At 62.5% G+C, this 22694-nt stretch carries 20 protein-coding genes; 6 read left to right on the top strand and 14 right to left on the bottom strand.

Annotated elements, in window-relative coordinates:
• Positions 1 to 401: 401 nt before the first annotated feature.
• From ACFVJ3_RS21680 to ACFVJ3_RS21660, 5 genes are all read right to left on the bottom strand, one after another.
• A complete protein-coding gene (locus ACFVJ3_RS21680; protein ID WP_378453978.1) occupies positions 402 to 2063 on the bottom strand; it encodes an MDR family MFS transporter in 1662 nt (553 codons plus the stop codon).
• 8 nt (positions 2064 to 2071) lie between these two features.
• Complete coding sequence (locus ACFVJ3_RS21675) at positions 2072 to 2710, bottom strand: TetR/AcrR family transcriptional regulator (protein ID WP_378453977.1); 639 nt, start codon at positions 2708 to 2710, stop codon at positions 2072 to 2074.
• Between the two features lie 393 nt (positions 2711 to 3103).
• Positions 3104 to 3886, bottom strand: a complete 783-nt coding sequence (locus ACFVJ3_RS21670) for a GntR family transcriptional regulator (RefSeq protein ID WP_378453976.1) — start codon at positions 3884 to 3886, stop codon at positions 3104 to 3106.
• 54 nt (positions 3887 to 3940) lie between these two features.
• A complete protein-coding gene (locus ACFVJ3_RS21665; RefSeq protein ID WP_378453975.1) occupies positions 3941 to 5329 on the bottom strand; it encodes a cytochrome P450 in 1389 nt (462 codons plus the stop codon).
• 113 nt (positions 5330 to 5442) lie between these two features.
• Positions 5443 to 6888, bottom strand: a complete 1446-nt coding sequence (locus ACFVJ3_RS21660) for a sugar porter family MFS transporter (protein WP_378453974.1) — start codon at positions 6886 to 6888, stop codon at positions 5443 to 5445.
• A gap of 500 nt (positions 6889 to 7388) precedes the next feature.
• Between ACFVJ3_RS21660 and ACFVJ3_RS21655 the strand changes: the two genes are divergently transcribed.
• The 6 genes from ACFVJ3_RS21655 to ACFVJ3_RS21630 all read left to right on the top strand — a co-directional run bounded on the left by ACFVJ3_RS21655 (position 7389) and on the right by ACFVJ3_RS21630 (position 11463).
• On the top strand, positions 7389 to 8570 hold the full coding sequence (locus ACFVJ3_RS21655) for an FAD-dependent oxidoreductase (RefSeq protein WP_378453973.1): 1182 nt from the start codon (positions 7389 to 7391) through the stop codon (positions 8568 to 8570).
• 14 nt (positions 8571 to 8584) lie between these two features.
• Positions 8585 to 9028 (top strand): flavodoxin domain-containing protein, encoded by a 444-nt coding sequence (locus tag ACFVJ3_RS21650; RefSeq protein WP_378453972.1) that lies wholly within the window; start codon positions 8585 to 8587, stop codon positions 9026 to 9028.
• Positions 9029 to 9049: 21 nt separating this feature from the next.
• Positions 9050 to 9322 (top strand): GntR family transcriptional regulator, encoded by a 273-nt coding sequence (locus ACFVJ3_RS21645; RefSeq protein WP_378453971.1) that lies wholly within the window; start codon positions 9050 to 9052, stop codon positions 9320 to 9322.
• 64 nt (positions 9323 to 9386) lie between these two features.
• The gene (locus ACFVJ3_RS21640) at positions 9387 to 10361 is read left to right on the top strand and encodes an aldo/keto reductase (protein WP_378453970.1); all 975 of its coding nucleotides are present in this window, start codon (positions 9387 to 9389) and stop codon (positions 10359 to 10361) included.
• A 56-nt stretch (positions 10362 to 10417) separates the two neighbouring features.
• Positions 10418 to 11122: a creatininase family protein gene (locus ACFVJ3_RS21635; protein ID WP_378453969.1), complete on the top strand. Its 705-nt coding sequence runs from the start codon at positions 10418 to 10420 to the stop codon at positions 11120 to 11122.
• 134 nt (positions 11123 to 11256) lie between these two features.
• On the top strand, positions 11257 to 11463 hold the full coding sequence (locus ACFVJ3_RS21630) for a hypothetical protein (protein ID WP_378453968.1): 207 nt from the start codon (positions 11257 to 11259) through the stop codon (positions 11461 to 11463).
• A gap of 160 nt (positions 11464 to 11623) precedes the next feature.
• Here the strand turns inward: ACFVJ3_RS21630 and ACFVJ3_RS21625 are convergent, their stop codons facing one another.
• The 9 genes from ACFVJ3_RS21625 to ACFVJ3_RS21585 form a co-directional block, all read right to left on the bottom strand.
• The gene (locus ACFVJ3_RS21625; protein ID WP_378453967.1) at positions 11624 to 14920 is read right to left on the bottom strand and encodes a protein kinase; all 3297 of its coding nucleotides are present in this window, start codon (positions 14918 to 14920) and stop codon (positions 11624 to 11626) included.
• Positions 14921 to 15667: 747 nt separating this feature from the next.
• The gene (locus ACFVJ3_RS21620) at positions 15668 to 16075 is read right to left on the bottom strand and encodes a WhiB family transcriptional regulator (protein ID WP_378453966.1); all 408 of its coding nucleotides are present in this window, start codon (positions 16073 to 16075) and stop codon (positions 15668 to 15670) included.
• Positions 16076 to 16077: 2 nt separating this feature from the next.
• Positions 16078 to 17166 carry a glucose-6-phosphate dehydrogenase (coenzyme-F420) gene (fgd, locus tag ACFVJ3_RS21615; protein WP_378453965.1) on the bottom strand — a complete coding sequence of 363 codons (1089 nt, stop codon included), beginning with the start codon at positions 17164 to 17166 and terminating at the stop codon, positions 16078 to 16080.
• Positions 17166 to 18095, bottom strand: coding sequence for an LLM class flavin-dependent oxidoreductase (locus ACFVJ3_RS21610; RefSeq protein ID WP_378453964.1), 930 nt, complete (start codon positions 18093 to 18095; stop codon positions 17166 to 17168). Before ACFVJ3_RS21610 ends, fgd begins: the two co-directional genes overlap by 1 nt.
• Entirely contained in the window at positions 18092 to 18736 is a 645-nt protein-coding gene (locus tag ACFVJ3_RS21605; RefSeq protein ID WP_378453963.1) for a PaaI family thioesterase, read from the bottom strand. Before ACFVJ3_RS21605 ends, ACFVJ3_RS21610 begins: the two co-directional genes overlap by 4 nt.
• Before the next feature lie 102 nt (positions 18737 to 18838).
• Positions 18839 to 19756, bottom strand: coding sequence for an LLM class F420-dependent oxidoreductase (locus ACFVJ3_RS21600; protein WP_378453962.1), 918 nt, complete (start codon positions 19754 to 19756; stop codon positions 18839 to 18841).
• Between the two features lie 17 nt (positions 19757 to 19773).
• Entirely contained in the window at positions 19774 to 20949 is a 1176-nt protein-coding gene (locus ACFVJ3_RS21595) for an acyl-CoA dehydrogenase family protein (protein WP_378453961.1), read from the bottom strand.
• A 9-nt stretch (positions 20950 to 20958) separates the two neighbouring features.
• Positions 20959 to 21543: a flavin reductase family protein gene (locus ACFVJ3_RS21590; RefSeq protein ID WP_378453960.1), complete on the bottom strand. Its 585-nt coding sequence runs from the start codon at positions 21541 to 21543 to the stop codon at positions 20959 to 20961.
• Between the two features lie 59 nt (positions 21544 to 21602).
• Complete coding sequence (locus tag ACFVJ3_RS21585) at positions 21603 to 22676, bottom strand: 2-oxoacid:ferredoxin oxidoreductase subunit beta (RefSeq protein ID WP_378453959.1); 1074 nt, start codon at positions 22674 to 22676, stop codon at positions 21603 to 21605.
• Positions 22677 to 22694 lie beyond the last annotated feature (18 nt).

The raw sequence follows: 22694 nt of genomic DNA, 5'->3' as shown, positions 1-22694 counted from the left end.
GTCAACTCTCTCGCGCAACCTCCTGAGCCAATTGATAGCCACAACAAATCCACTGCCCGCGGTATCGTCCGAACCCTCATCGTCGAAGTAGCGACGATCGCCGACCAGCGCGGAGCCGGTGGATCGAGGCAGCATCACATCTGCACCCAGTCGAGGACAGCGCTCCAACAACAACCCTCCCTCGGACCCGACATGACACGGCCGAGCAGGTTCCGGTGGCAACACGGCGGCCACAACCCGGTCGAGCAGTAGAAAGGAACCTGTCTGAAGCCCTCAGACAGCGTCCGAGGGCGGTTTTACATGCGTCGAAACCTCTCCCCGCGCAATAGGGGTGGGGCGGCGGACCGGTCTGAATTGCCGTCACGACAACGTGCTGCTGCCGCACAGCCCATTTCCTCGCCTTACCTCGACGTACTGGTCTGGGGTGACCCGATGCCGGATGCTGCGGTCTGACCGTCTTCCGGCCCGTCGAGGGCGCCGATGAGATCGACGTTCGGTTCGCGGTCGATGCGGGTCGCCAGAGGCTTTTCCTGGACGAAGAGCAGGAGGAGGACCGCGAGGATCACGAGTGGGACCATGTAGAGGAAGATCGGGGTCAACGCGTCGTTGTAGGCGCCGATGATCACCTCACGTACCGGCTCTGGGAGGCTTTTGAGGATGGCCGGGGTCAGTGAGTTCTCGCCTCGAGGAAGCGCCGTGCCGGTTTCCGGCATGCGCTCGGCGAGAAGGTTCGTCAGGCGCGTGGTGAACAGGCTTCCGACGATCGCGGCGCCGAGTGAGGCCCCGATCTGGCGGAAGAAGTTGTTGGATGCGGTTGCTGTTCCCACTTCACTTGCAGGGAACGTGTTTTGGACGATGAGTATGAGGATCTGCATGCCGAGCCCGAGTCCGACTCCCATGAGAGCGATGTAACACCCGATCACTACCAGTGACGTGGTGGGCGTCAGTGTCGACAGCAGCACCAGGGCACCCGCGACGATGAGGGTGCCGATGATCGGGAACCACTTGTATCGTCCGGTCTTACTTACGACTTGTCCGGATCCGATCGAGGCGACGAGCAGCCCCGCCATCATCGGAATCATCAGCAGGCCGGCCTCGGTGGCATTCTTGCCCGTAACCATCTGCAGGTACGTGGGTAGGTATGCCAAGGCGCCGAACATCGCGATTCCGGTGATCAGACCCGCCACGGTGGTGAGAACGAAGTTGCGTTCGGCGAACAGGTGCAGGGGGATGATCGGTTCCGCAGATCGACGTTCGACCATGACGAAGGCGATGGAGGCGCCGACGGCGCCGACGATGAGGCCGATGATGACGGTCGAACCCCAGGCGTAGGTGTTGCCACCCCACGTGGTGAAGAGGATGAGGCAGGTGGCTGCGACCGCAATCAGCGCCATACCCCAGCCGTCGATCGTGGGTTTGGTGGTACGGCCCTTGGGCAGGTGGAGGAACAGTACCGCGGCGGCGATGGCGAGAAATCCCAGTGGCACGTTGATCCAGAATGCCCAGCGCCAGCCGATGCTCTCGGTGAACCACCCACCCAGCAACGGTCCGCCGACCGAAGCGAGTGCGAACACACCGCCCATGGCGCCCATGTACTTTCCGCGTTCGCGGGCGGGGATGACGTCGGCGATGATCGCTTGGGACAGCAGGATCAGTCCGCCGCCACCGAGGCCTTGAACGGCGCGCCCGATGATCAGAGCGGTCATGCCGGGCGCGAGGCCTCCGATGATCGATCCGGCGATGAAGATGCTGATGGCGCCGATGAACAGACCTTTGCGACCGATGAGGTCGCCGAGCTTTCCGTAGACGGGCATCATGATCGTCGAGGCAAGGATGTATGCGGTGGTCACCCACAACATGTGGTTCACGCCGTTGAGCTCCCCGACGATGGTGGGCAGCGCAGTGCTGAAGATCATTTGATCCAATGATGCAAGCAGCATGGTAATCATCAAGCCTGCAAATACCAGCACAATGCTGCGGTGATCGCTCGAAGATGCCTCCGCCGGCCCACGATCGGTCAGCTCCGGGGTGGGGTCCGGGGACGGCGGTGTCGGTGTGGTCATCGAGATCCTTACTTCTGATGGTCTGCGGGCCGAATGATTTCGGCCATCAACTCGAGCGCAGGGGTGAGGAGTTCAGCTCGGGTCTGGTTCTTGTCGCTGTTCTGCCAGCGGCGGAAGACGTAGCGCATCGCGGCTCCCGCTGTCATGACCGTGGCACTGGCCTCCTCTTCGGCGTCCACCCTCCCTGCGAGGTGTCGCTGTTCCGGGTTTGCCAGTAAACGCTGCGCCACGAGTCGGGTCAGAGACTCCTCCAGTTCGTGCAAGCCCCTCAAGTGGCGCTGCAGAAGTTCCGGATTGCCTTTGATGATCTGGCGGCGCTGCGACTGGAGATCGAAGTCGTCACCGACGCCGTGTACCGCAGTCTCGAAGATGTGAACCACCGCGCGCAGCGGGTCTGCAGGGAATTCGTCGAGCAACCGATTGACGGTGTCGTCATCAGGAATGACGAGTACATCGCCGATCACCGCGGCATCTTTGGACGGAAAGTAGTTGAAGAAGGTCCTGCTCGAGACGTTGCTCGCGGCACAGATCATGTCCACTGTCACCGCGTCGTACCCACGCGCGCCCACCAGTTCGACCGCCGTGGTTTCGATGAGTTGACGAGTCGCCAGCCGTTTACGCTCACGCAACCCAGCCTTTTCTTGCATGCAGTAAATGATTGCACTCACTGCATGTTTTGGCAATCCGCTGGAGGTTGAGGCGGCTTCAAATGACCTCACCCATGGTGAACTGCGCTGAGGCAGGGTCGTGCGTCAGTGCCCGGACACCGAGTCGACGATGGCGGCGCAGAGCAAAGGGCCGGCGGACGTCTTCGTCCAGTCATCTGGGGTGCGCGGATCGACAGATCCTCGCACCGAGCGTCCCGGCGAATGTCCTCGAACAACTGCACCCGCGACTCCAACCCGAGACCCCTCACGGCGAAGGGTGTGGTGACGCCCGATCATCGCGTCCGTCCTTGTCGTCGATACACTCGTCGAGACTTCTCGCATACCTCCCTGGCTCGCGAATCGCGAGACTTTCACCAAGTTGACGTGCCGCTGTCAGTCAGAGTCTGCCGCGTCACGGTCAGGCAGGTTGGGAAAGAATTGCATGCTATCGATATCGGACAGAACGAGTTCGCGGTCATAGGACAACCGAACTCTGCTCCCGAGCCATGATGTCCGCGACAGTTCGACCAACTGTCGAGTACCCGCAAGTCGGGACTGGGCGTGCACCACTACGAGTGGTATGTCCAAGTATGAGTGCAGGAGTTCGGCCTGGAGCGTCGTCGCAAAGCCGATCTCCGCGAAACACTCTGCAACAACAGGTTGATCGGGTGCCAAAGGAACGATTGCCTCAGCGCCGGCTAACTCGGCCGGCGACCAAGATTCCGTGAGGCCGATCGGAATTTCGTCGACAAGATGTATCTCACGGGCGAATATCAAGCGTCCGGGCAGCACAAACTGCTTGAAGGTCCTCTCCAGTTCAGGTGGAACGGGGGCGCCCACGTTGTCGTCCATCCGAGATCTCGCGTCGTGGCCTTTCGCGATCAGTTGCTGCCGCCACGGTTTGTGCAGGTCGAGATCGAATCTGCCTGTCAGCTCTCGACCTGTCACATAGGTGCCGGATCCACGTCGACTCTCGACGTATCCGTCTTCGACCATGGCCGCGATTGCCCGGCGGACCGTCACTCGACTGACGCCGTAGTGCTCCATCAACGCAGCTTCGGTGGGAATGCGAGCTCCCGACACGAACTCGCCCTCATCGATGCGGCGTCGCAGATCACGTCGGATCTGCCCCCAGGCTGTCAGCGGGGAATCATGCTCGACGACAAAGGCTGCCACTTCTCCATTGTCACCCATGCCGGCCCCGGCACGCCGCAACAGGTGGAGGATTGGTCACCGAGGTAGCGAATAGATGGCTCGCGCCACCTGAGCACCCGGCGCGGAGAACTCCACCGGCAGCCGTGAGAATCCGCGGACCATCTGCTTGACCCAGCGTTCGGGCTGCCCGACGATGCGGATCTCCGGTCCTGCGAGAAGTTCCTCGACGGCGATCTTGGCGGCGAGCCGCGCGAAGGGTGCACCCATGCATGCATGGATGCCCTCGCCGAACGACATGCTTCGATTCTTCGGTGTGAACTCGCGGTTGATGTCGAATGTGTCGGGATCGGAGTAGACACGCTCGTCGCGGTTGGCGGAGCCTTGCAAGAACATCACTCGCGAGTCGGCGGGAATTGTGACACCCGCAATGACGGTGTCCTCGGTCGTCTGACGCGACAGGTTTTGACCTGGTGTCTCGTAGCGGAGGGTCTCGTCCACGAACTGCTTGATCATGTCAGGATTTTGCCGCAGGTAGCCCTGCAGACGTGGGAACTTGTCGAAGACATACACGATGTTGGTCAGCAGGGCCGCGGGAGCGTCGCTCGCCGCCGATAGCACCAGGTGTGCCAACCCGTCCATCTCGGCCTCGAAGACCTTTCCCTTTCGCTGTGCCAGCAGGATCTGCGTGTAGGCGTCCGAGCCCGAAGTGTCGGCGCCTGCATCGATTTCCACCCGTCGGGCGGCGAATCGTTCCGCGAGGAGGACTTCGGTTTCTTGATTTGCTGCTGCCGCATCGGCCGGGATTCCGAACTTTCCAACGGTTCGCTCCATGGCGCGCCACAGGTGTTCGACAATGACTGCATTGTCCTGGGCCGGAGAGCCGAGCAGTGAGATGCCCATTCCGATGGACATCGGCAGCGCGAAGTCACTGGCGAAGTCCCCACTACCCTTCGCGTGCATGTCAGCCAACAGCTTTCGCGCAAAGTCCCGGGTACCTTCCTCGCGAGCGAGGATCTCGCGGGCAGCGAAGGTGCGACGAACCGCTTGGCGCAGGGCCGTATGGCGAGGCGGATCCTGAGCAACGAGGATCCCTTCACCGTAAGAGTCGTGCGTGCCGTCGATGTCGTTCCCAAGCCCGTTGACGAACTGCTGGTGGTTGGCCAAGCCTGCACGGACGTCGTCATAGCGTGACACCACGTAGATGTCGCGGTCCGGGTTGTAGTAGACCGGAGCCGCATCTCGGAGGCGCCTGTAGGTGTCGTAGGGATAGTCGTAAGCGGAATACGACAGCGGGTCGTAGTAGACGGTCAGATCGTCCGGTGCGGTGGCATGTTCGACCGAAGCGGGCGAAGTTCCGGCATCCGACTGCCGATCGGTGCCGGGCGACTCCGCGGCGGGGCTCGGGTGATGCGCGACTGAGCATCCGTGCACAAGCGGTGCCTGCGTATCAGCGGTGGATGTCATGGACTTCGGACCTCACTTCGACGTGTACAGCGCTTGCGCGCCTGGATGTTTCTACCGTGTAGGCATCGGCTCGTCGTCGATCCGACGTGGCCACTGCGGATGCGGTTGGAGAACTACAGCGAGCGGTACTTCTCCTGGAATTGCTCCTCGAGGTCCTCGAGGGTGCGACCACGTGTTTCGGGCGCGGAGGTGATCATGAAAAGTGTGCCGAGGAAGCACACCACCGCGAACAGGAGAAATGTCCCGAAATGCAGGGCTTCGACCAAGATCGGGAAGGCAAGCGAAATGAGTGCGTTGATGCCCCAGAGCGCGAGTACTGCGAGGCCGATCATGCGTCCTCGCCACTTGAGCGGGAAGATCTCGGCGATCATCAGCCATACGACCGGACCGATGGTGCCCTGGACGATACCGACGAAGACCAGAATGCCGATGAGCAGTAGCCAAGGACGAACGGGATTGCCTTCTGGGAGTGCCAGTCCAATGGTTCCAACGAAAATGTGCCCGAATGTCGTGCCGGCGAAGCCGAAGATCAACAGCGTGCGACGGTTGAACTTGTTGATGAACGTCAGGGCGAGAAGCATTGCGCCGACAGCGATCACGCCGGTGAGCACGTTGAACGTGATGGCGCTCGAGCCGAATCCGGCCTCGTCGAGTACCTGCGTGCCGTAATACATCATCGAGTTGATACCCGTCAGCTGCTGATACATGGCCAGGCCGATGCCGACGAACAACAAGTGGCGAATCCAGGGCGTGCGGAAGATCTCGGAGTAGGTGCCGGCCTTCTCGACCTTCTCGAGTTCTGCAAGCTGGCGAACTTCGTCCATCTCGGCGACAGCACGTTCGTGGGATCGGACGGTCAACAGCACCGCCAGAGCTTCGTCGTCTCGACCGTTGGCGATGAGCCAGCGCGGACTTTCGGGCATCCGCAGCATCCCGAAGAACAAGAACACGGCCGGCACCACAGCCACCGCCAACATGTAGCGCCACACGCCGTCGTGATGCCCGAAGATGTTCGCAATGATCGCGTTGACAGCGAACGCCAGGAACTGGCCGGACACGATCATAAGCTCGTTACGCGAGACGATGCTGCCACGCTTCTCGAACGGTGCGACCTCGGCGAGATAGACCGGGACGGTTACCGATGCTCCACCGACGGCAAGACCCAGAACGAAACGGAAGACGAGGAAACTTCCGTAACCGGGTGATACGACGCATCCGACAGCGCCGATGAAGAACAGAATGGCAAGCAGGATGATGTTGCGTCGCCGCCCCATCGCATCAGAAAGTCGACCACCACTGAACGCACCGATCGCCGCTCCGATGAGCAAAGTGAACGTGATCAGTCCTTCCTGCACCGATGTCAGGCCGGACGCCGACAGTCCACCGGGTTCGACCATGAACGACAAGGCACCGTTGAGAACGCCCGTGTCGTAACCGAACAGCAGGCCGCCGAAAGTAGCGACGACTGCAACGAGGCCGATTCGCCGGTTGTAAGCACCATCGCCGAGAGGCGGCAAGTCCATTTCCACTGAATTAGTGGTGAGTGATCCGTGGGACACGTCTCCTACGCTCCTTTGCGTAATTCGCTCGAACCGAAAAGTCGGTCATGACGCGAGTTGATCGATATCGAATGCTAGGCCATGGACGTGGTCCGCGTCACTATCTCAGCGGAAACTCTTTCAACTATTTTTCGTCGAGCCGGAATCCGATATTTGTATTGCTTTCATATCCAATCTCTTCTTTTGTGCAGGTCACGGGGCCAACGCAACAAGTTCAGGCCCGCCAACCACCGAAGAATCGCGCGGATCGTCCGGACCGGTCTCCCGTTTCTGCAGGCACGGTCCAACAAGACTCCATCCTCGATTTGTATCGCCATCAATACAACTTGGTATGGACTCGAATACAACTTCGTCAAGGATATGTATTTACTGGAATACAGAATCTTCAGACGTCGAAAAATAACTCGTCGAAAACCTTGGAATTCGATTTTCGGAGCTCCATTCCGGTGTTATCGTCCTTGTCACACAATCAACTACATTCACCGCCAGGGAGACCCGTCATGGACACGACGAACACCATCGAGTCGCAGCCATCGGTCGCGATCGTCGGCAGCGGACCGTCCGGGTGCTACCTCGCACAGTTCCTACGCAAGCAATGGCGCGAATCCGAGATCGTCATATTCGATCGCCTCGACACCCCGTACGGCCTGGTGCGATACGGAGTGGCTCCGGATCACCCGGGCACACGCGCCGTGTCGAAACAGTTCGACCGCCTGTTCACACGCGACAACGTCACCTTCGTCGGCTCCACCATCGTGACCTCGGTCGAAGGCTGCGGCGATGTGACACTCGACCAACTCCGATCGACGTTCGACATCGTCGTCCTGGCTACGGGCCTTCACGCGGACCGTACACTCGACTGTCTCACCGACCTCCCCGGTGTGTATGGGGCCGGCAGGTTGACGCGTTTGATCAACGGCCACCCCGACGAGACAGTCGAAGGTTTGCACCTCGGCGCACACATCGTGATCGTCGGTCATGGAAATGTCGCCATCGACCTGCTCCGACTGTTCCTGACCGCGCCGGAGCAGCTTCGCGCACTCGGTGTCGCAGATGACGTGATCGGCGCCATCACCTCTGGTCCCGTCCGCGAGATCGATATCGTCGGTCGATCCCTGCCTGCCGCGGCCAAGTTCGATCTCGCGATGATCAAGGAACTGGCCAAACTGTCCGATGTTCGCTTCGAGGCCGATATGGTCACACCCGCGGACGACGAAGATCCGTCGCGACATGATGCGGTCAAGATGCTGATCGACAGTTCCGAGCCGAGTGCACAGCGCATCGCCAGGTTCCACTTCGGTTGGGAGCCCGTCGAACTGGACGGCCACGACGCCGTCGCCGGCCTCACTGTCCAAGCACTGGACGAAAGCTGCCGGACGGTCCGTCTCGAGACCGACTCCGTCTGCACCGCCATCGGGTTCGCCGAGAACGAGAGCGCACCGCTACTCCGGGCCGACCACGCCTCGGCCGAGCATGTGGACCTCGACCGGGGCATTCTGGGCGACAGTCTGTTCTGCGTCGGATGGGTCCGACGTGGACCGCGCGGAACCATTCCCGAGAACCGCGCCGACGCACGCATGGTCGCAGACACCATCATCGCCGACTTCAACGCTCGCAGCACTGCGGCATCCAAGCCCGGGTACAGCGCGCTCGACTTCGCACACCATTCCGCCACTATCTGATCGAGGAGTACACCATGAGCAGGACCGTCATTCTTTTCGGAACCGAATCAGGCAACGCTGAGATGGTCGCCGAGGACCTCGTCGAGGAGCTCGACGGCAACCATAATGCCGTGGCCATCGACATGACCGACTACGACATCTCGGAATTCTCCACCGAAGACAGCTACATCGTTGTGTGCTCGACCCACGGTGACGGCGAACTTCCCAGCGGCGCGCGCCCGTTCTTCGAGGCGTTGGAGGCCGACTCCCCCGACCTGAGCGCGGTTCGCTATTCAGTCTTCGGACTCGGGGACAGCAGCTACGAGACCTATAGTCACGGAAGCGAAATCATCGACGAGAAGCTGCGCGCACTGGGTGCCGAACGTGTCGGGGAATACGGACGCCACGATGCAAGTGACGGCTCCTTGCCGAACGACGACGCGCTCGAGTGGTTACGCACTGTCTTCGTCGCATCCTGAGCACTCGACCCGAGGAACCCCATGCCCGCTGTTCTCGTACGTACCCTGCCCGACGAACTCGTCCACGACCTCGACCGCGATCTGCCTATACCGCTCTACGCTCAGCTCGCTCAACGGATCGAGTCCGCGATCACCAACGGCACGCTCGAACGAGGATATCGGCTGGAAAGCGAGACCGTTCTTGGTCGGCGGATCGGGCTCTCGTACTCCACGGTCCATTCCGCTGTCGACGTTCTCGTCAAGAAGGGCCTGCTGATGCGCAGCCGAGGAATAGGAACCCTGGTCATCCCCTGAGCCTCACCCGAAGTACACCGCCACCACAAACCGTCTCACCCAAAGACAACGAGGTTCACCACTCATGCAGTACCGCAGCTTCGGCCGCACAGGCTGGGATGTCAGCGAAATATCCTTCGGGGCCTGGCAACTCGGCGGGCAATGGGGCAAGGTCGACGACGAAGAGTCGATCGGGACACTCCTGCACGCCTACGAGCAGGGAATCAATTTCGTCGACACCGCCGAACTCTACGGGGCAGGCCACAGCGAAGAAGTCGTCGGCGAATCACTTCGGCGGTGGACTGGCGACAAAGTCTATGTCGCTACGAAAATACAGCCCGTCGTGTGGCCGAGCCCCGACGAAGACGGACCGCTCATGTCCGGCCGCTATCCAGAATGGCACCTGCGCCACGGTGTAGATCTAGCGCTGAGGCGCTTGGGCGTCGAACGACTGGACCTGCTTCAGCTGCACGGCTGGTTCGCCGACGGCACGCGTAACCTGGACTGGCTCGAGACCCTCAACGCACTTCGCATCGAAGGAAAGATCGACAAGATCGGAGTATCGATCCGCGACTATCGACCGGAGGAAGGCATCGACATCGCCTCGCTCGGCCTCGTCGATTCGATCCAGGTCATCTTCAACATGTTCGAGCAGCGTCCTGCCGACGCACTGTTCCCGGCCGGACGCAAGACACGGACCGCCTTCATCGATCGCGTTGCACTCGACTCGGGTTCACTGGGCGGACAGTGGACGGCCGAGACCTACGACTCGTGGGAACCTGGCTCCCAGCAGCACGAGATGTTCCGCGGCGAACGTTTCGCCGAGACGCTCGCTCGGGTCGAGGCGCTGAAAGAACTTTGCTCGCTGTACTTCCCGACGCTTGCCGAGGCCGCTATGCGCTACGCACTGAGCTCCCCCGAGGTTTCCACGGTGATCGCCGGAATGAGCTCGCGCCGGAACGTTGCGCGAAATATCTCCTACTCCGACGGCAAACCCTTCCCTGAAGAGCTTCGGCTGAAGCTGTCCGAGCACAACTGGCCGCGTAACTACTACAAGTAAAGCGAGTGCGTGCCATGACTTCTTCGACTGCAAGAGGCGCCGTGCAAGCGGAACTGATGTCCCCTTCCGAGCTCGACGCCGCACTTGCCGCGGCCCCGGTGGCGTACCTACCCTTGGGCACTCTCGAATTCCACAGCGCGCATCTGCCGATCGGGCTCGACGCGCTCACCGCCCACGGAGTCTGCGTCGGAGCCGCGACCGATACCGGCGGCATCGTGCTTCCGCCGGTGTACCAGGGCACCGGCGGTGGGCACTCGGACTACCCGTGGACGATCATGATGAACTCCCCTGATTCGATTCGGACGCACCTCGAGCAGACCTTGGCGAAGCTGGAGTCGTTCGGCGTCCGACTGGCCGTGGTGTTCACCGGGCACTTCGCCGACGAGCAACTCGAGATGATCGACGATCTTGCCGAGGCATGGAACGGGCGGTCCGATCGCACACTCGCGGTGTTCGCTACCGCGGTCAATCGTTGCCCCGCCTCACCGGTCCCACCGGACCATGCGGGGTACTTCGAGACCAGTCTGCTGCACGCACTGCATCCGGAACTCGTTCACATGGAACGGCTTCCGTCGGCAGAGATGTACCCTTCAATCGATCCGGAGGGTGACACAATGGGCCCGCAGCGCCACGATCCGGCTCATCCTTTGTGGGGGATATTCGGGCCCGACCCACGCACTGTAGACATGAATAGAACTGATTTCGTTCGGTCGGCATTGGTTTCCTGGATCGCGGCCCAGGTTGCGACAAGCCTGCACTGACTTGCTACCTGCTGGTCAGGAGTTGTGAATATGACGACTTCAGATATGCAGTCCTACGTGCGCTTCACGGCATCGCCTCGCACGCCGGAGCCTCACCGGAACTCAGCCGCAGCGCACAAGACGCGCTCGAACTGATGAACGTCGGCGTCAACTTCCTCCGCGAGCACATGCACTCCGAATTCCGGATCCACCACGCCATCCTCGACGAGGGCGGGCGCTCCGTGAACGTCGTCCACCCGTACGCCGAGGCCTACCACGTCGTCCGAGCATCCAACGTCCGAGAGATGCGCGCACTGTTCGCCCGTGTCCGCAAGAACGCCGAAGGCGCCCCTGATGACTGAGACGACGGTCGAGATCGAGATCGACCGTAGCTCTTCGAACCTCCTGGGAACACCGTGCTGGAAGTTTCGATGCATCGAGCGCGGGGAGTAGTCTCGCGGCTGATCAGCGCCTGGGCCACCAATTCGAATGAAGCCCTGGCGGCGATCGACCGAGCCCACCTTAGTGCTCGCTTCCCGTCTGTTTCACTACCCACGCGGCAATCTTTGCGCGGGAGGTGAATCCGAGTTTGGCGAGGAGATGCTCTACGTGTCCCTGGGCAGTGCGGGGCGAGATCACGAGTCGAGCTGCGATCTCCTTGTTGGTAAGGCCCTGGGCGACTAGATCGGCGACCTGGCGTTCTCGTTTAGTCAGCTTCGGCGATGTTTCCGTGGAGGCCGAGGAAGTTGGCGCCGGCTCGCCGAGAGCGTAGGCGAAGGCGGCTCCCAGCCCCAAGGACCGGCCTTCCCGGCGGGCCGCCTCGTATGCTCGCTCCCCCAGAGCCAGACGACTCGACTGCTCGCACTGCTGGTGGTGAGCGAGCATCGTAGGGAACACGACTCCGGCGCTGCCAATGGAGTGCCCCAGGGCCTCGGCCGCAGCAATCAAGACGATCGCGCGATGCGCGTCACGCTCGGTCGCGGCGAGCCAGCCCAGGGCTTCGAGACAGGTGGCGACAGTTCGTGGGCTGTTCACCTGCCGCGCCAGGCGCAGCGACTGTTCGAGTAGCCGTGCCGCCCCAACCACATCACCCTGCCGCCACACTGCAACACCCATACCCCACAGTGCGTACGCGCGGTACATCGATTCACCGCGCGCTTCCGTGGTTGCGCGGACCTGCTCGTAGCACTCGATTGCCTGCTCCGTTTCGCCGAGGAGTTCGTGGGCTATCCCCAGCATGTGTAGCGCCCCGATGTGCAGTGGGTGGTTCTTCCGGCTGGTGAAAGTCTCGAGGGCACTGTGTAGGAGCGAGGGTGCACGACGAAGATCACCGCTGAAGAGCGCGAGCATTCCGTCGGAATAGGCCACGAGTGCGTGGACCAACGGGTCGGTCGACTGTTCGGCCAATGCGCGCCCCTCCTCCACGAGTGCGGTTCCCACCGGAATCTCACCCTGCAATTCGGCCAGGACGCTGTCCGCATACAAGCCCTTGACTCTTTCGCGGGTAGGCAGTCCCGGAGCGCTGGCCAGGAGGCGATCTAGCCAACGCCGTCCCTCGCTGTACCAGCTCTGAGAGATCCAAAAGGGGAATAGGGCGGCGGCGATGCGCAGTCCGGTCTCGGGGCTATTTGTCGCGCAGAACTCCAGCGCCTCTCTCGTATTCGACTGCTCCCGCCCGAGCCGGGCGATCCAGTCCAACTGCCGCGAGCTTATCCATTCATCTTCCGCCGCAAGTGCCAACTTCTCGTACCAATCCCGGTGCTGCCTGCGAAATTGGTCGTACTCACCGCTCTCCTGCAATTGCATTCGACCGTAGTCGCGCAGAGTCTCGAGCATCCGGAATCGGACCACGGGACCGGCTTCTTCGCGGATCAGTATCGACTTGTCCACCAGTGAGGTCACCAGGTCGAGGAGATTCTCCGGCTCCAGACCGCGGCCGCCGATCTGTTCGGCGGCGTCGAGTTCGAAGCTTCCGGCGAACACCGCCAGTCGAGACCACACCGCCTGCTCATCCGGTGTGCACAGCTCGTAGCTCCAGTCGATACACAGTCTGAGAGTTTGCTGCCGTGAGGGCGCCAGCCGGCTGCCGCGAGTGAGCAGCGCATAACGATCGGTGAGCCGCTGCAGGATCTGCTCGGGCGACATCGCCCGCAGCCGAGCCGCCGCCAGCTCGATCGGTAGAGGCAACCCGTCCAGTCGATGGCAGATTCGGGCGACTGCATCCTTGTTGGTGTCGGTGAGCTCGAACCCCGGGACGGCGATGACGGCGCGGTCGACGAACAGGGTGACCGCGTCATAGCGGGGTAGGCCCCGCAGCGTCGAGTGCCGATCTGGGTCGGGCACCGTCAGTGGCGGAACCCGCAGCGCCGCCTCGCCACCGATCCCCAGAGGTTCGCGGCTCGTGGCGAGGACCCGCACTCCTCGGCAGGCGCGCAATAGGGTCTCGACCAGCCGGGCCGCCGCGTCCACGATCTGCTCGCAGTTGTCGAGCACCAGCAGCAATTCCCGGGAGGCCAGGAACTCCAGCAGTACCTCATGCAACGGTGTCCCCGCCTGTTCACGCAACCCGAGCGCGGCAGCCACTACATCGCTCAACGACGTCCCGTCGGACAGCTCACCCAACTCCACCAGCCATACTCCGTCAACGAACTCACGTCGCATATTCTCGGCAACCCGCAAGGCCAGACGGGTCTTGCCGACACCGCCGATCCCGGTCAGCGTCACAAGATGGGAGTCCGACAGCATCGCCTTGGTGTCCGTCAGTTCACTCCGACGCCCGACGAAGCTGGTGAGCTCGATCGGAAGGTTTCCCTTGACGCCCCGAGTGGCATGTGACGTCGGTTGGCGGTGCGCCAACGTAATGTGCTTGGCGAATGGTGTAACGCCTGGAACCGGTGATTGCTGCTGTGCGCCTGGTTCGGCGTGCAGAGACATCTCGTCGGCGGGGAAGCCGAGGCGCAGCTGGATCCGCCGCAGTTCGTCACCGAGCTCAGCAGCGGAGGGCCGGTCCTGAGGATTTGCGGCCATTGCGCGTCCGATCGCCGCGGACACGTCGTCGTCGATTCCGTGCTCGCGCAGATCCGGTACCGGCTGGGTGGTAATCCGCAGGAACTGGGCCACCACCTGCTCACCGCTGCGGCGCTCGAAGGCGGCATGACCGGTCAGGGCGCTGAACAAAGACGCACCGAGTCCGTATACGTCCGAGGCCCGGCTCGGCGAATCGCCCCGGAGCACCTCTGGGGCGGTGAAGGCCGGCGAACCGGTGACGGTACCCGTGCCGGTCTCGAATCCGCCGGACATGTGCGCGATCCCGAAATCACCCAACGCCGGATCCCGGTAGTCGGTGAGTAGAATATTTGCGGGTTTGATGTCACGGTGCAAGATCCCGAGCCGGTGCGCGGTCTCCACTGCCCCGGCCATCTTTACCCCTAACCGCAGCGACTCGTCGATCGGGAGCGGCCCGTGTCGGCGGATCCGCATATCCAGCGAGTCCTGCGCGTGGTACTGCATCGCAATGTAGTGGACACCACCCTCGGTGACGCCGACTTGCAGCACGTTGACGATATTCGGGTGTCCGCTCAGCCTGCCCATAGCCCGCTGTTCCCGGAGGAATCGCGCTCGATTCACCTCGTCCAGGTCGGCGGTGAGCACCTTCACTGCGACGACACGTTCGATGCCCGGCTGAGTGCAGCGGTAAACGACGCCGAAGCCACCGCGCCCGATCTCCTCGGCGTTCTCGAACCCTTCTGCCTCTAGCTGCGCAACGACCGCTGCGCCCACGTTGCGTTGCGTTACCAGGGGATCTTCGTCCTCGGTCATCAGCTATCCAGCGATCCATCCGATCCGCGACGCTCGACGATCGACACCGCGCATACCTTGAAAACCTGTGTTCTCAGGGTAACGCCGCCACCCGATGCCTCGGCCCTATCTCGACGTTCTCTCAACCTCGATACGCCGCGCAGTTCAGACGTCCGGCACCCCGCAGCCCGGCATTGGTGCTGGCGCGATCAGCCCGAGCGTGGGCGCGAATCATGAGTTGGACATCTGATCGATTGGCATGGCGTCGACGGGTAACGCGTACTCACCGGTCTCCGGGAAGTCGATATCGACGCACTCGCTGTACGAGCAGACCCCGACGTGGCTCACCGAGTACCGACTGATCTCATCTCGACCGGGAACTGTCACCTTCCTGTGCTCGTCCGGAACGTATCGCCTCGGCCACATTTGTGCCTGCGGATCGCTCCCTGTCCGAAGTGAAGAGCGCGGACCGAGCATCCGCGTTCGGAACGTTTGCAGGGCGCGGAGCAGAACCGCCCGCGTGGGGCGCGGTCCGCTGCAGGGCACAGAGCACCATTTACAACGTTTGCGCCTGGCATAGATATGCCCACCGCTCGAACTCCATCCGATCCCGCTCGTCTGCATCACAAGAGTCGAGAAGATCGATGCAGTCCTGCCTCTTGCAAGTACGGCACTCGTTACCGAGCCGAGTCATTGACGCTCGATTCTCGAGGTTCCGCTGTATCACTACTCAGTGTGCTCTGCACTGCTCGCACACTCGAATGCGACTCACCTGGAAGTACCGCAGCGTCGGAATGCCCTGCCGGCAGCCGAGGGCTCGGCTTCCTCATTCTTTCTCGACACGAGCGCAGGCCGTTGGTTGAGTCTGCGTTCGCGGTCTTCGCGCAGGGATCGGAACCGTTTCCGGAGTCGCCATTCCTTGCGTTCTTCCTCAGTGAAACCTCCCCAAGTGCCGTGGGGTTCGGCCGTTTCCAACGCGTAGTTCAAGCACGCCGCTCGCACTGGACAGCTATCGCAGATCAGTTTGGCAACACGTATCCGCTCCGACCGTGCTTCACCACGTTCGTTGTCCGGGTGGTAGAAAATTGTCGTGTCGGTACCACGACATGCAGCGGACAACTGCCAGTCCCACACCTCCGAGATCGGTATAGGTAGTTTCGGTAGCTTTGCAGGCATCCCTATTCCTTCGTGCGTGCCCGGGTGCCGGGAGCTGACTGGACCGTGGTGTACGAAGCGTTTGAGGCTGTATCCGCGCTTGGCGTAGAAGGAAGTTCACGGAGGTGGGGTTCTAGATCCCGCTCGAACAACTCCAGGAACCGCTTCTGATCATGCCCGGGAGCGTGGAACACCAGGTGGTTCAACCCCGCATCGAGATACGGGCGGATCTGCGCCACCGCCTCATCCGGATCCGACGCCACGATCCACCGCTTCGCCACCTGCTCGATCGGCAACGCATCCGCCGCCTTCTCCATCTCGATCGGATCATCGATGCTGTGCTTCTGCTCCGGCGTCAACGACAACGGCGCCCAGAACCGCGTGTTCTCCAGCGCCAACTCCGGATCCGTGTCGTACGAAATCTTGATCTCGATCATCTTGTCGATCTCCGCCACATCACGGTCCGCCTTCGCCGCCCCCTCCGCGACCGCCGGCATCAACTTCTCCGTGTACAACTCCATGCCCTTACCGGACGTGCAGATGAACCCGTCACCACTACGACCGGCATACCGGGCCACCACCGGACCACCGGCGGCGATGTACACCGGAATCCCGCCCTCGGGCACGTCGTAGATCGACGCCCCCCTGGTGTTGAAGTACTCGCCCTCGAAATCGACCCGATCACCCAACCACAGTTCGCGCATCAACCGGACCGCCTCCCGCAGCCGCGCGAACCGCTCCTTGAACTCCGGCCACTCTCCGGCAAAACCCGTCGCGATCTCGTTGAGCGCCTCACCGGTACCCAACCCGAGCATGATCCGCCCCGGATACAGACACCCCATCGTCGCGAACGCCTGCGCCACCACCGCCGGGTTGTACCGGAACGTCGGCGTCATCACCGACGTCCCCAACTGCAGCCGCTCCGTCCGCTCCCCGACCGCCGTCATCCACGCCAACGAAAACGGCGCATGGCCACCCTCGTGCCGCCACGGCTGAAAATGATCCGACACCGTCGCCGAGTCCATCCCGTGCGCCTCCGCCAGAACACCCAGCTCCACCAACTCCCGCGGACCGAACTGCTCCGCAGAAGCCTTGTAACCCAACTTCACCATCACGCCTCCACCAATGCTTTGAGTGGTTCCAGAACCTCACCTGCGAAACGTCTGAGGGTGTCTGCAGCAGCGAAATCGTGGAACCGGAGGACGAATAGTTCCACTCCGCGTTCGTGTTCCCGTCGAAACTGCTCGACCAGCTGCGCGGAGGTGCCGACGAGGGCGGCTCCCCACGCAGGTACCGGCATCCGCCGCGCGGTCACTGCTGCCACGTGTTCGACGTCCGCTTCGTCCGCTGCCATTCCGACGGCGTACTGGGCGGAGATCCGTGCTCGACCTTTCAGCTCGGACAGTTCCTCGAGTCTGTTCCTCGCTCCCCCAACGCAGTTCCACCAATCGGCGTACCGGGCGACCAGCGGCATGGTCAGCGTCGGGCCACCACCGCCGATGTGAATGGGGATCCGGCCGTGCACGGGAAGTGGAAGTCCGTACGCGCTATGCAGCTGGAACTGCCGGCCCTCGTAATCGAAGGGCTCACCGGTGAACATCAGTTCCAGGATATCGAGAGTCTCCCCCAACGCTTCCGAGCGCTCACGTCTGGATCCGAGCGGAAACCCGAACGCGGTCAATTCGGCCTCGACCGAGCCCCAACCCAGTCCCAGATCGAGCCGCCCACCACTGATCTGGTCCAAGGTGGCCGCCATTTTCGCGAGCAGCGCGGGATGCCGGAACGGATTGCATCCAACGAGATGGCCGAGTCGTATTCGCGAGGTCACACCGGCGACTGCCGTCAGCAGAGTCCAGCTTTCGAGCGTGTCGCACGGAGGAGCGCCCGGCGCGTAGAGGTGGTCCATCAGCCAGAAGGAATCGAACCCGCATTCTTCCACCACTGTCGCGGTCGCGAGTACGGCGGACACATCCATCTTGAACTGGGGGACGTAGACGCCGAACTGCAGGTCACCCATCCGGTGGCGTACGTCGGCCGTCATGGCTGCCCGGGTAGCAGTCGCAGGAACAGCGCTTCCGCCTCGGCCAGCAGTTCGTCGCCGTCGAGGAGGCGCCCCGTGATCCACGTCTTGCGACCGTCTATCCGGTCGATGGATGCTTCGACTCGAAGCTTCCTGTGGATCGGGGTGATCTTCCGATAGTTCACCTTCAGGAACGCGGTCCGCGATCCCGGCTGTCCCTTGATACTCACGAAGATCCCGAGCAGATCGTCGAACAGCAGCGGGATGGTGCCGCCGTGGACGGCACCGTTTCCGCCCAATTGGGAGTCGGTGAACTCGACGACCGCGACCATGTCCCGGTCGCGTAGTTCCTGGACAATGTACGGGATCAGCACCGGATGTCCCCGGCCGGTCAGATCGGGCCGCCGCGGGTAGCGTTCGAGCTCGGGCACCCGGAACTCCGTCAGCCGCTCCGTCGCATCCCGGAACTCCCGGTTCAACTGCGCCATGAGTTCGACCGAAGGCGCTGCTGCACACAGTGCGGACTGCAGTTCACGGAACGTCTCGACGAGCTCACCGAACTCGCGGCTCCCCGGCATTTCCTCCACCACGTCTCGCGCCCACTCCCCCGGTTGATAGGGGGACGTCACGGATTGTTCACTCGGGACAGTCGATTTGGGCACTGTGACTCCTTCGTCTCGCTCCTGATCGTGGGAAGCGGAGACCCGCGCGCTCCATCGGAACGCGCGGGTCCGCTCGATTTTCGTGCCGGGACACCGCCGGGTCTATCGGCTGATCAGCCGTTCGCTCATCATGGCGATGTCGCGCTCGAACTCGCCGAGACTGCGACTGGACGGCTCGATCGTGATCCAGGTGACGCCGGCGTCCGCGTAGGCACTCAACCGCGGTGCGAGGGCGTCGCAGAATGCGGTGGAGTCGCCGGACTGCTGCAGGTTCTTCTCGAAGGGCACGAACGAGACGTCGATGGACGACTTGCCGGCTTCGGCCCGCTTCTTGTTCTGCGCGGAGATCATCTCGCAAAGGGTGTCGATGTCTTCGAGCGGCGGAGTTCTCGTGATCTCCGCCATTTGAGCGGACTGCGCCATCGGCATCCATCCGTCCGCCGATTCGACGACGCGACGTCGGGCTGCCTTGCTGTTGCCCCCGATCCAGATCGGTGGTCCACCGGGCTGCGCCGGCAGCGGGAGCGAGAGGTGGTTGCTGCATCCGAACTCCGGGCCGTCGTGATCTTCGCCCACCCAGGTGGCGCGCATCGCGGCGATGGCCTCGTCGAGCAACTTCCCACGGCGAGCGAAATCTGCTCCCAGCGCGTTGAACTCGGTCTCGAGATAGCCCGCGGCCATGCCGAGGGTGAGCCGTCCACCCGACAGCAGGTCGAGGCTCGCTGCCGATTTGGCCCCGAGGTAGGGGCTGCGATACGCAGCCACCATCACGTACGTGATGAGTCGAATCCGTGTCGTCGCCTCCGCTGCCATACTCAGTGCGACGAACGGGTCGAAGGCGTGGTGACCGCCGTTGGCGAGCCACTTCTTGTCCGGGTACGGGTGCTCACTCATCGAGAACCCGTCGAAACCGGCGTCCTCGACGCACTTGGCGACCTGCCCGAGACTACTGTTGCCGATCCACTGCGGGTAGTGCTTCACGGCGCGCATCGGGAACATCAGATTGAATTTCAGATCCATGGCCCTGAGTTCTCCTGTCACTTCAGCAGTTCGCGCGCGATGACGACGCGCTGAACCTCGGTGGCGCCCTCACCCAGTCGCTTCACGCGAAGGTCGCGAAACCACCGTTCGAGTGGCAGTTCGTCGGAGAGCCCGAGAGCGCCGTGGATCTGGATGCACCGGTCGATCACCTTGTACGCCACCTCGGTGCCGTACATCTTGGACACGGACGCGTCGGTCCGAACGTCCCGGCCGAGATCCGCGTTCCACGCCGCCTGGTACATCAGCAGTCGCGCGGCCCGCAGTTCGACTTCGCAGTCGACGAGCATCCACTGGATACCCTGCTTGTCGGCAAGTTTTCCGCCGAACACATCCCGGTCTTTCGCCCACCGGCACGCCATGTCGAGGGCCGTCTGCGCGATGCCGATGGGACCGGCTGCGTACTGGATCCGGCCGTGCACCAGAAAGTCGGAGGCGAGGGCGAACCCTCTGCCCTCCTCACCGATCAGGTTACCGACGGGGATGCGGACGTCGTCGAAATGCAGTTCGTACGGCGCGAACGACGCCATCACCCCGATCCGGTGGAAAGACATTCCCGGAGTGTCCTTCTCCACGATGAGACAGGAGATGCCGCCCCGGCCCTCACCGGTGCGTGCGTAGACGACGCCCCAGTCCGCCTTCTCCGCGTGACTGGTCCACATCTTGCTCCCATTGAGCACGTAGTGGTCGCCGTTGCGGACTGCCTTGAGTTTGATCGCCCGCGCCGGATCCGACCCCCCGGACGCCTCGCTGATCGAGGTGTACGCCTTGGTGGCCGTGCCGTCGATGATCGGCTGTGCGTACTTGCGAAACTGCTCTTCCGTCGCTTTGTACATGACGTTCGGTGGATTGCCACCGAACGCACCCAGCGCCGGGAAGAACGCACCCATGCGGCATTTCGCGGCTTCCTCGGCCACAAGGACCTGCCCCAGCACGCTGAGGCCGGCACCGCCGAACTCCTCCGGTGTCTGCATCGCCCACAAGCCGAGCGAACGCGCCTTCTCCTGCAGCGGAATCAGTTGTTCGCGGGGCAGGCCGGCCGCGTCGTGCGGCAGGGTGGCCTCGAGCGGATGTACTTCCGACTCCATGAACCTTCGCACGGTGTCGCGGAGCATGCGGAACTCTTCGGGCAGTTCCCACGCTCCCGTGACGGAGGTCTGTTCGACAGTGGTCATCTGCCGTTCCTAGACCGTCTGGCCGAAGCGTCGCGCGCGGGCGTTGGCGAGCTGCGGCTCGTGGTTCGCGTCGTACTGGGCGATCCACTGCTCGGGGAGCTTGCCCCACGCCTCGTTGATCTTCAGACGTTGGCCAGGGTTGAGGATCTCGGCAGCGACGACGTCGCCGACGAAAATCGAGCTTTCCTGGACGTCCAGGGTGCCGACGATCCGGGCTTCGACGTAGCTGTGCGCGTCGAGCAGGATCGGTGCCCCGGTGACTCCGGTCTTGGTGCGCAGCTTCGCGAGCTTTTCCCCGTCACGGCCCGAACTGCCGCCGAGCGTCATCAGGATTTCGAGGGACTTCTCGAGCTGATCGTCCTCGGCGCTGAGCATGTGCATGACGAAGATGCCGGAGTTTGCCACCATGTCGTGGGTCTTGTTGTACTTGGTGAGGCTGATGGTGGCGCGCGGAGCTTCGGGAATGATGCTTGCGGAGCCCGCGGACAGCGACATCAGGCCGTTGCCGAACCCACCGTCGACGGTGGTGATGGCGACGGGAAAGGGCCGCAGCCCGGCAAGCACCTTGTTGGCGGCATCGGAATCGACGGTCATGGTGTGTTCCTTCATCTCGGGATGGTTATTCGCTGGTATCGGGACTGCGGGGCCCTTGATCAGTCGACGGTCCACGTGTTGTGGCCGTTGAGGGTGTCCTGCAGGCTTTCACCTCCGGAAGCCTGCGCGGTGGAGACCTGGTCGCGGACGGCGTCGTCGTACGTGGGGCGGGTCACCGATCGGATGATGCCGGTGACGGTGTAGCTCAGGCTCTGATCGGAGAGGCGCGAGAGCGCATACGCGTACTCCGGATCGTCACCGTGGGCATCGTGAATCACGATCTCGTGAGCGGCGACGTCGGCGGTGTCCGCTACTCGCAGTCCGAAACCATTACGCACGACGCACAGTTCGTCGTCGGCGCCGAAGGTGATCGGCTCCCCGTGCCGGAGCGGGATCAGTCGCTTCGCCGCCTCCTCCTTGCGGAGGGCGTCGAAGGATCCGTCGTTGAAGATGGGGCAGTCCTGCAGGATCTCGACGAACGCCGTCCCGCGGTGGCGGGCCGCAGCCATCAGCACCTCGGTCAGCCCTGCACGGTCCGAATCGAGGGCCCTGGCAACGAACGTGGCCTCGGCGCCCACGGTGAGGGACATGGTGTTGAACGGTGCGTCCACCGATCCCATCGGCGTGGACTTGGTGACCTTGCCGACCTCCGAGGTCGGCGAGTACTGCCCCTTGGTGAGGCCGTAGATCCTGTTGTTGAACATCAGGACCCGCATGTTCACGTTGCGGCGGAGAGCGTGGATCAGATGGTTTCCGCCGATCGACATGGCGTCGCCGTCACCGGTGACCACCCAGATCGACAGGTCGGGCCGGGTGACCGACAGGCCGGTCGCGAGGGTCGGTGCCCGGCCGTGGATGGAGTGCACACCGTACGTTTCCAGGTAGTACGGGAACCGTGAGGAACAGCCGATACCGGAGATGAACGCGATGTTCTCCCGCTTGAGGCCCAGCTGCGGAAGCATGCTCTTGACGGTTGCCAGGATCACATAGTCACCACAACCGGGGCACCAGCGCACCTCCTGGGTGGACGCGAAGTCCTTGGCCTTCATCGGCACATCCGACTTCGGGACGGTGTCGAGGGCACTGAGCCCTAGTTCGATTCCACGAAGATCGGACGGGATGACACTGGTCATGGGAACTCCAATCGAGAA

The sequence above is a fragment of the Rhodococcus sp. NPDC127593 genome, from assembly GCF_042671975.1.
Lineage (GTDB): Bacteria > Actinomycetota > Actinomycetes > Mycobacteriales > Mycobacteriaceae > Rhodococcus_F.
The sequence above is the reverse complement of the archived record's forward strand: the minus strand, read 5'-3'. Positions and strand labels throughout refer to the sequence as shown.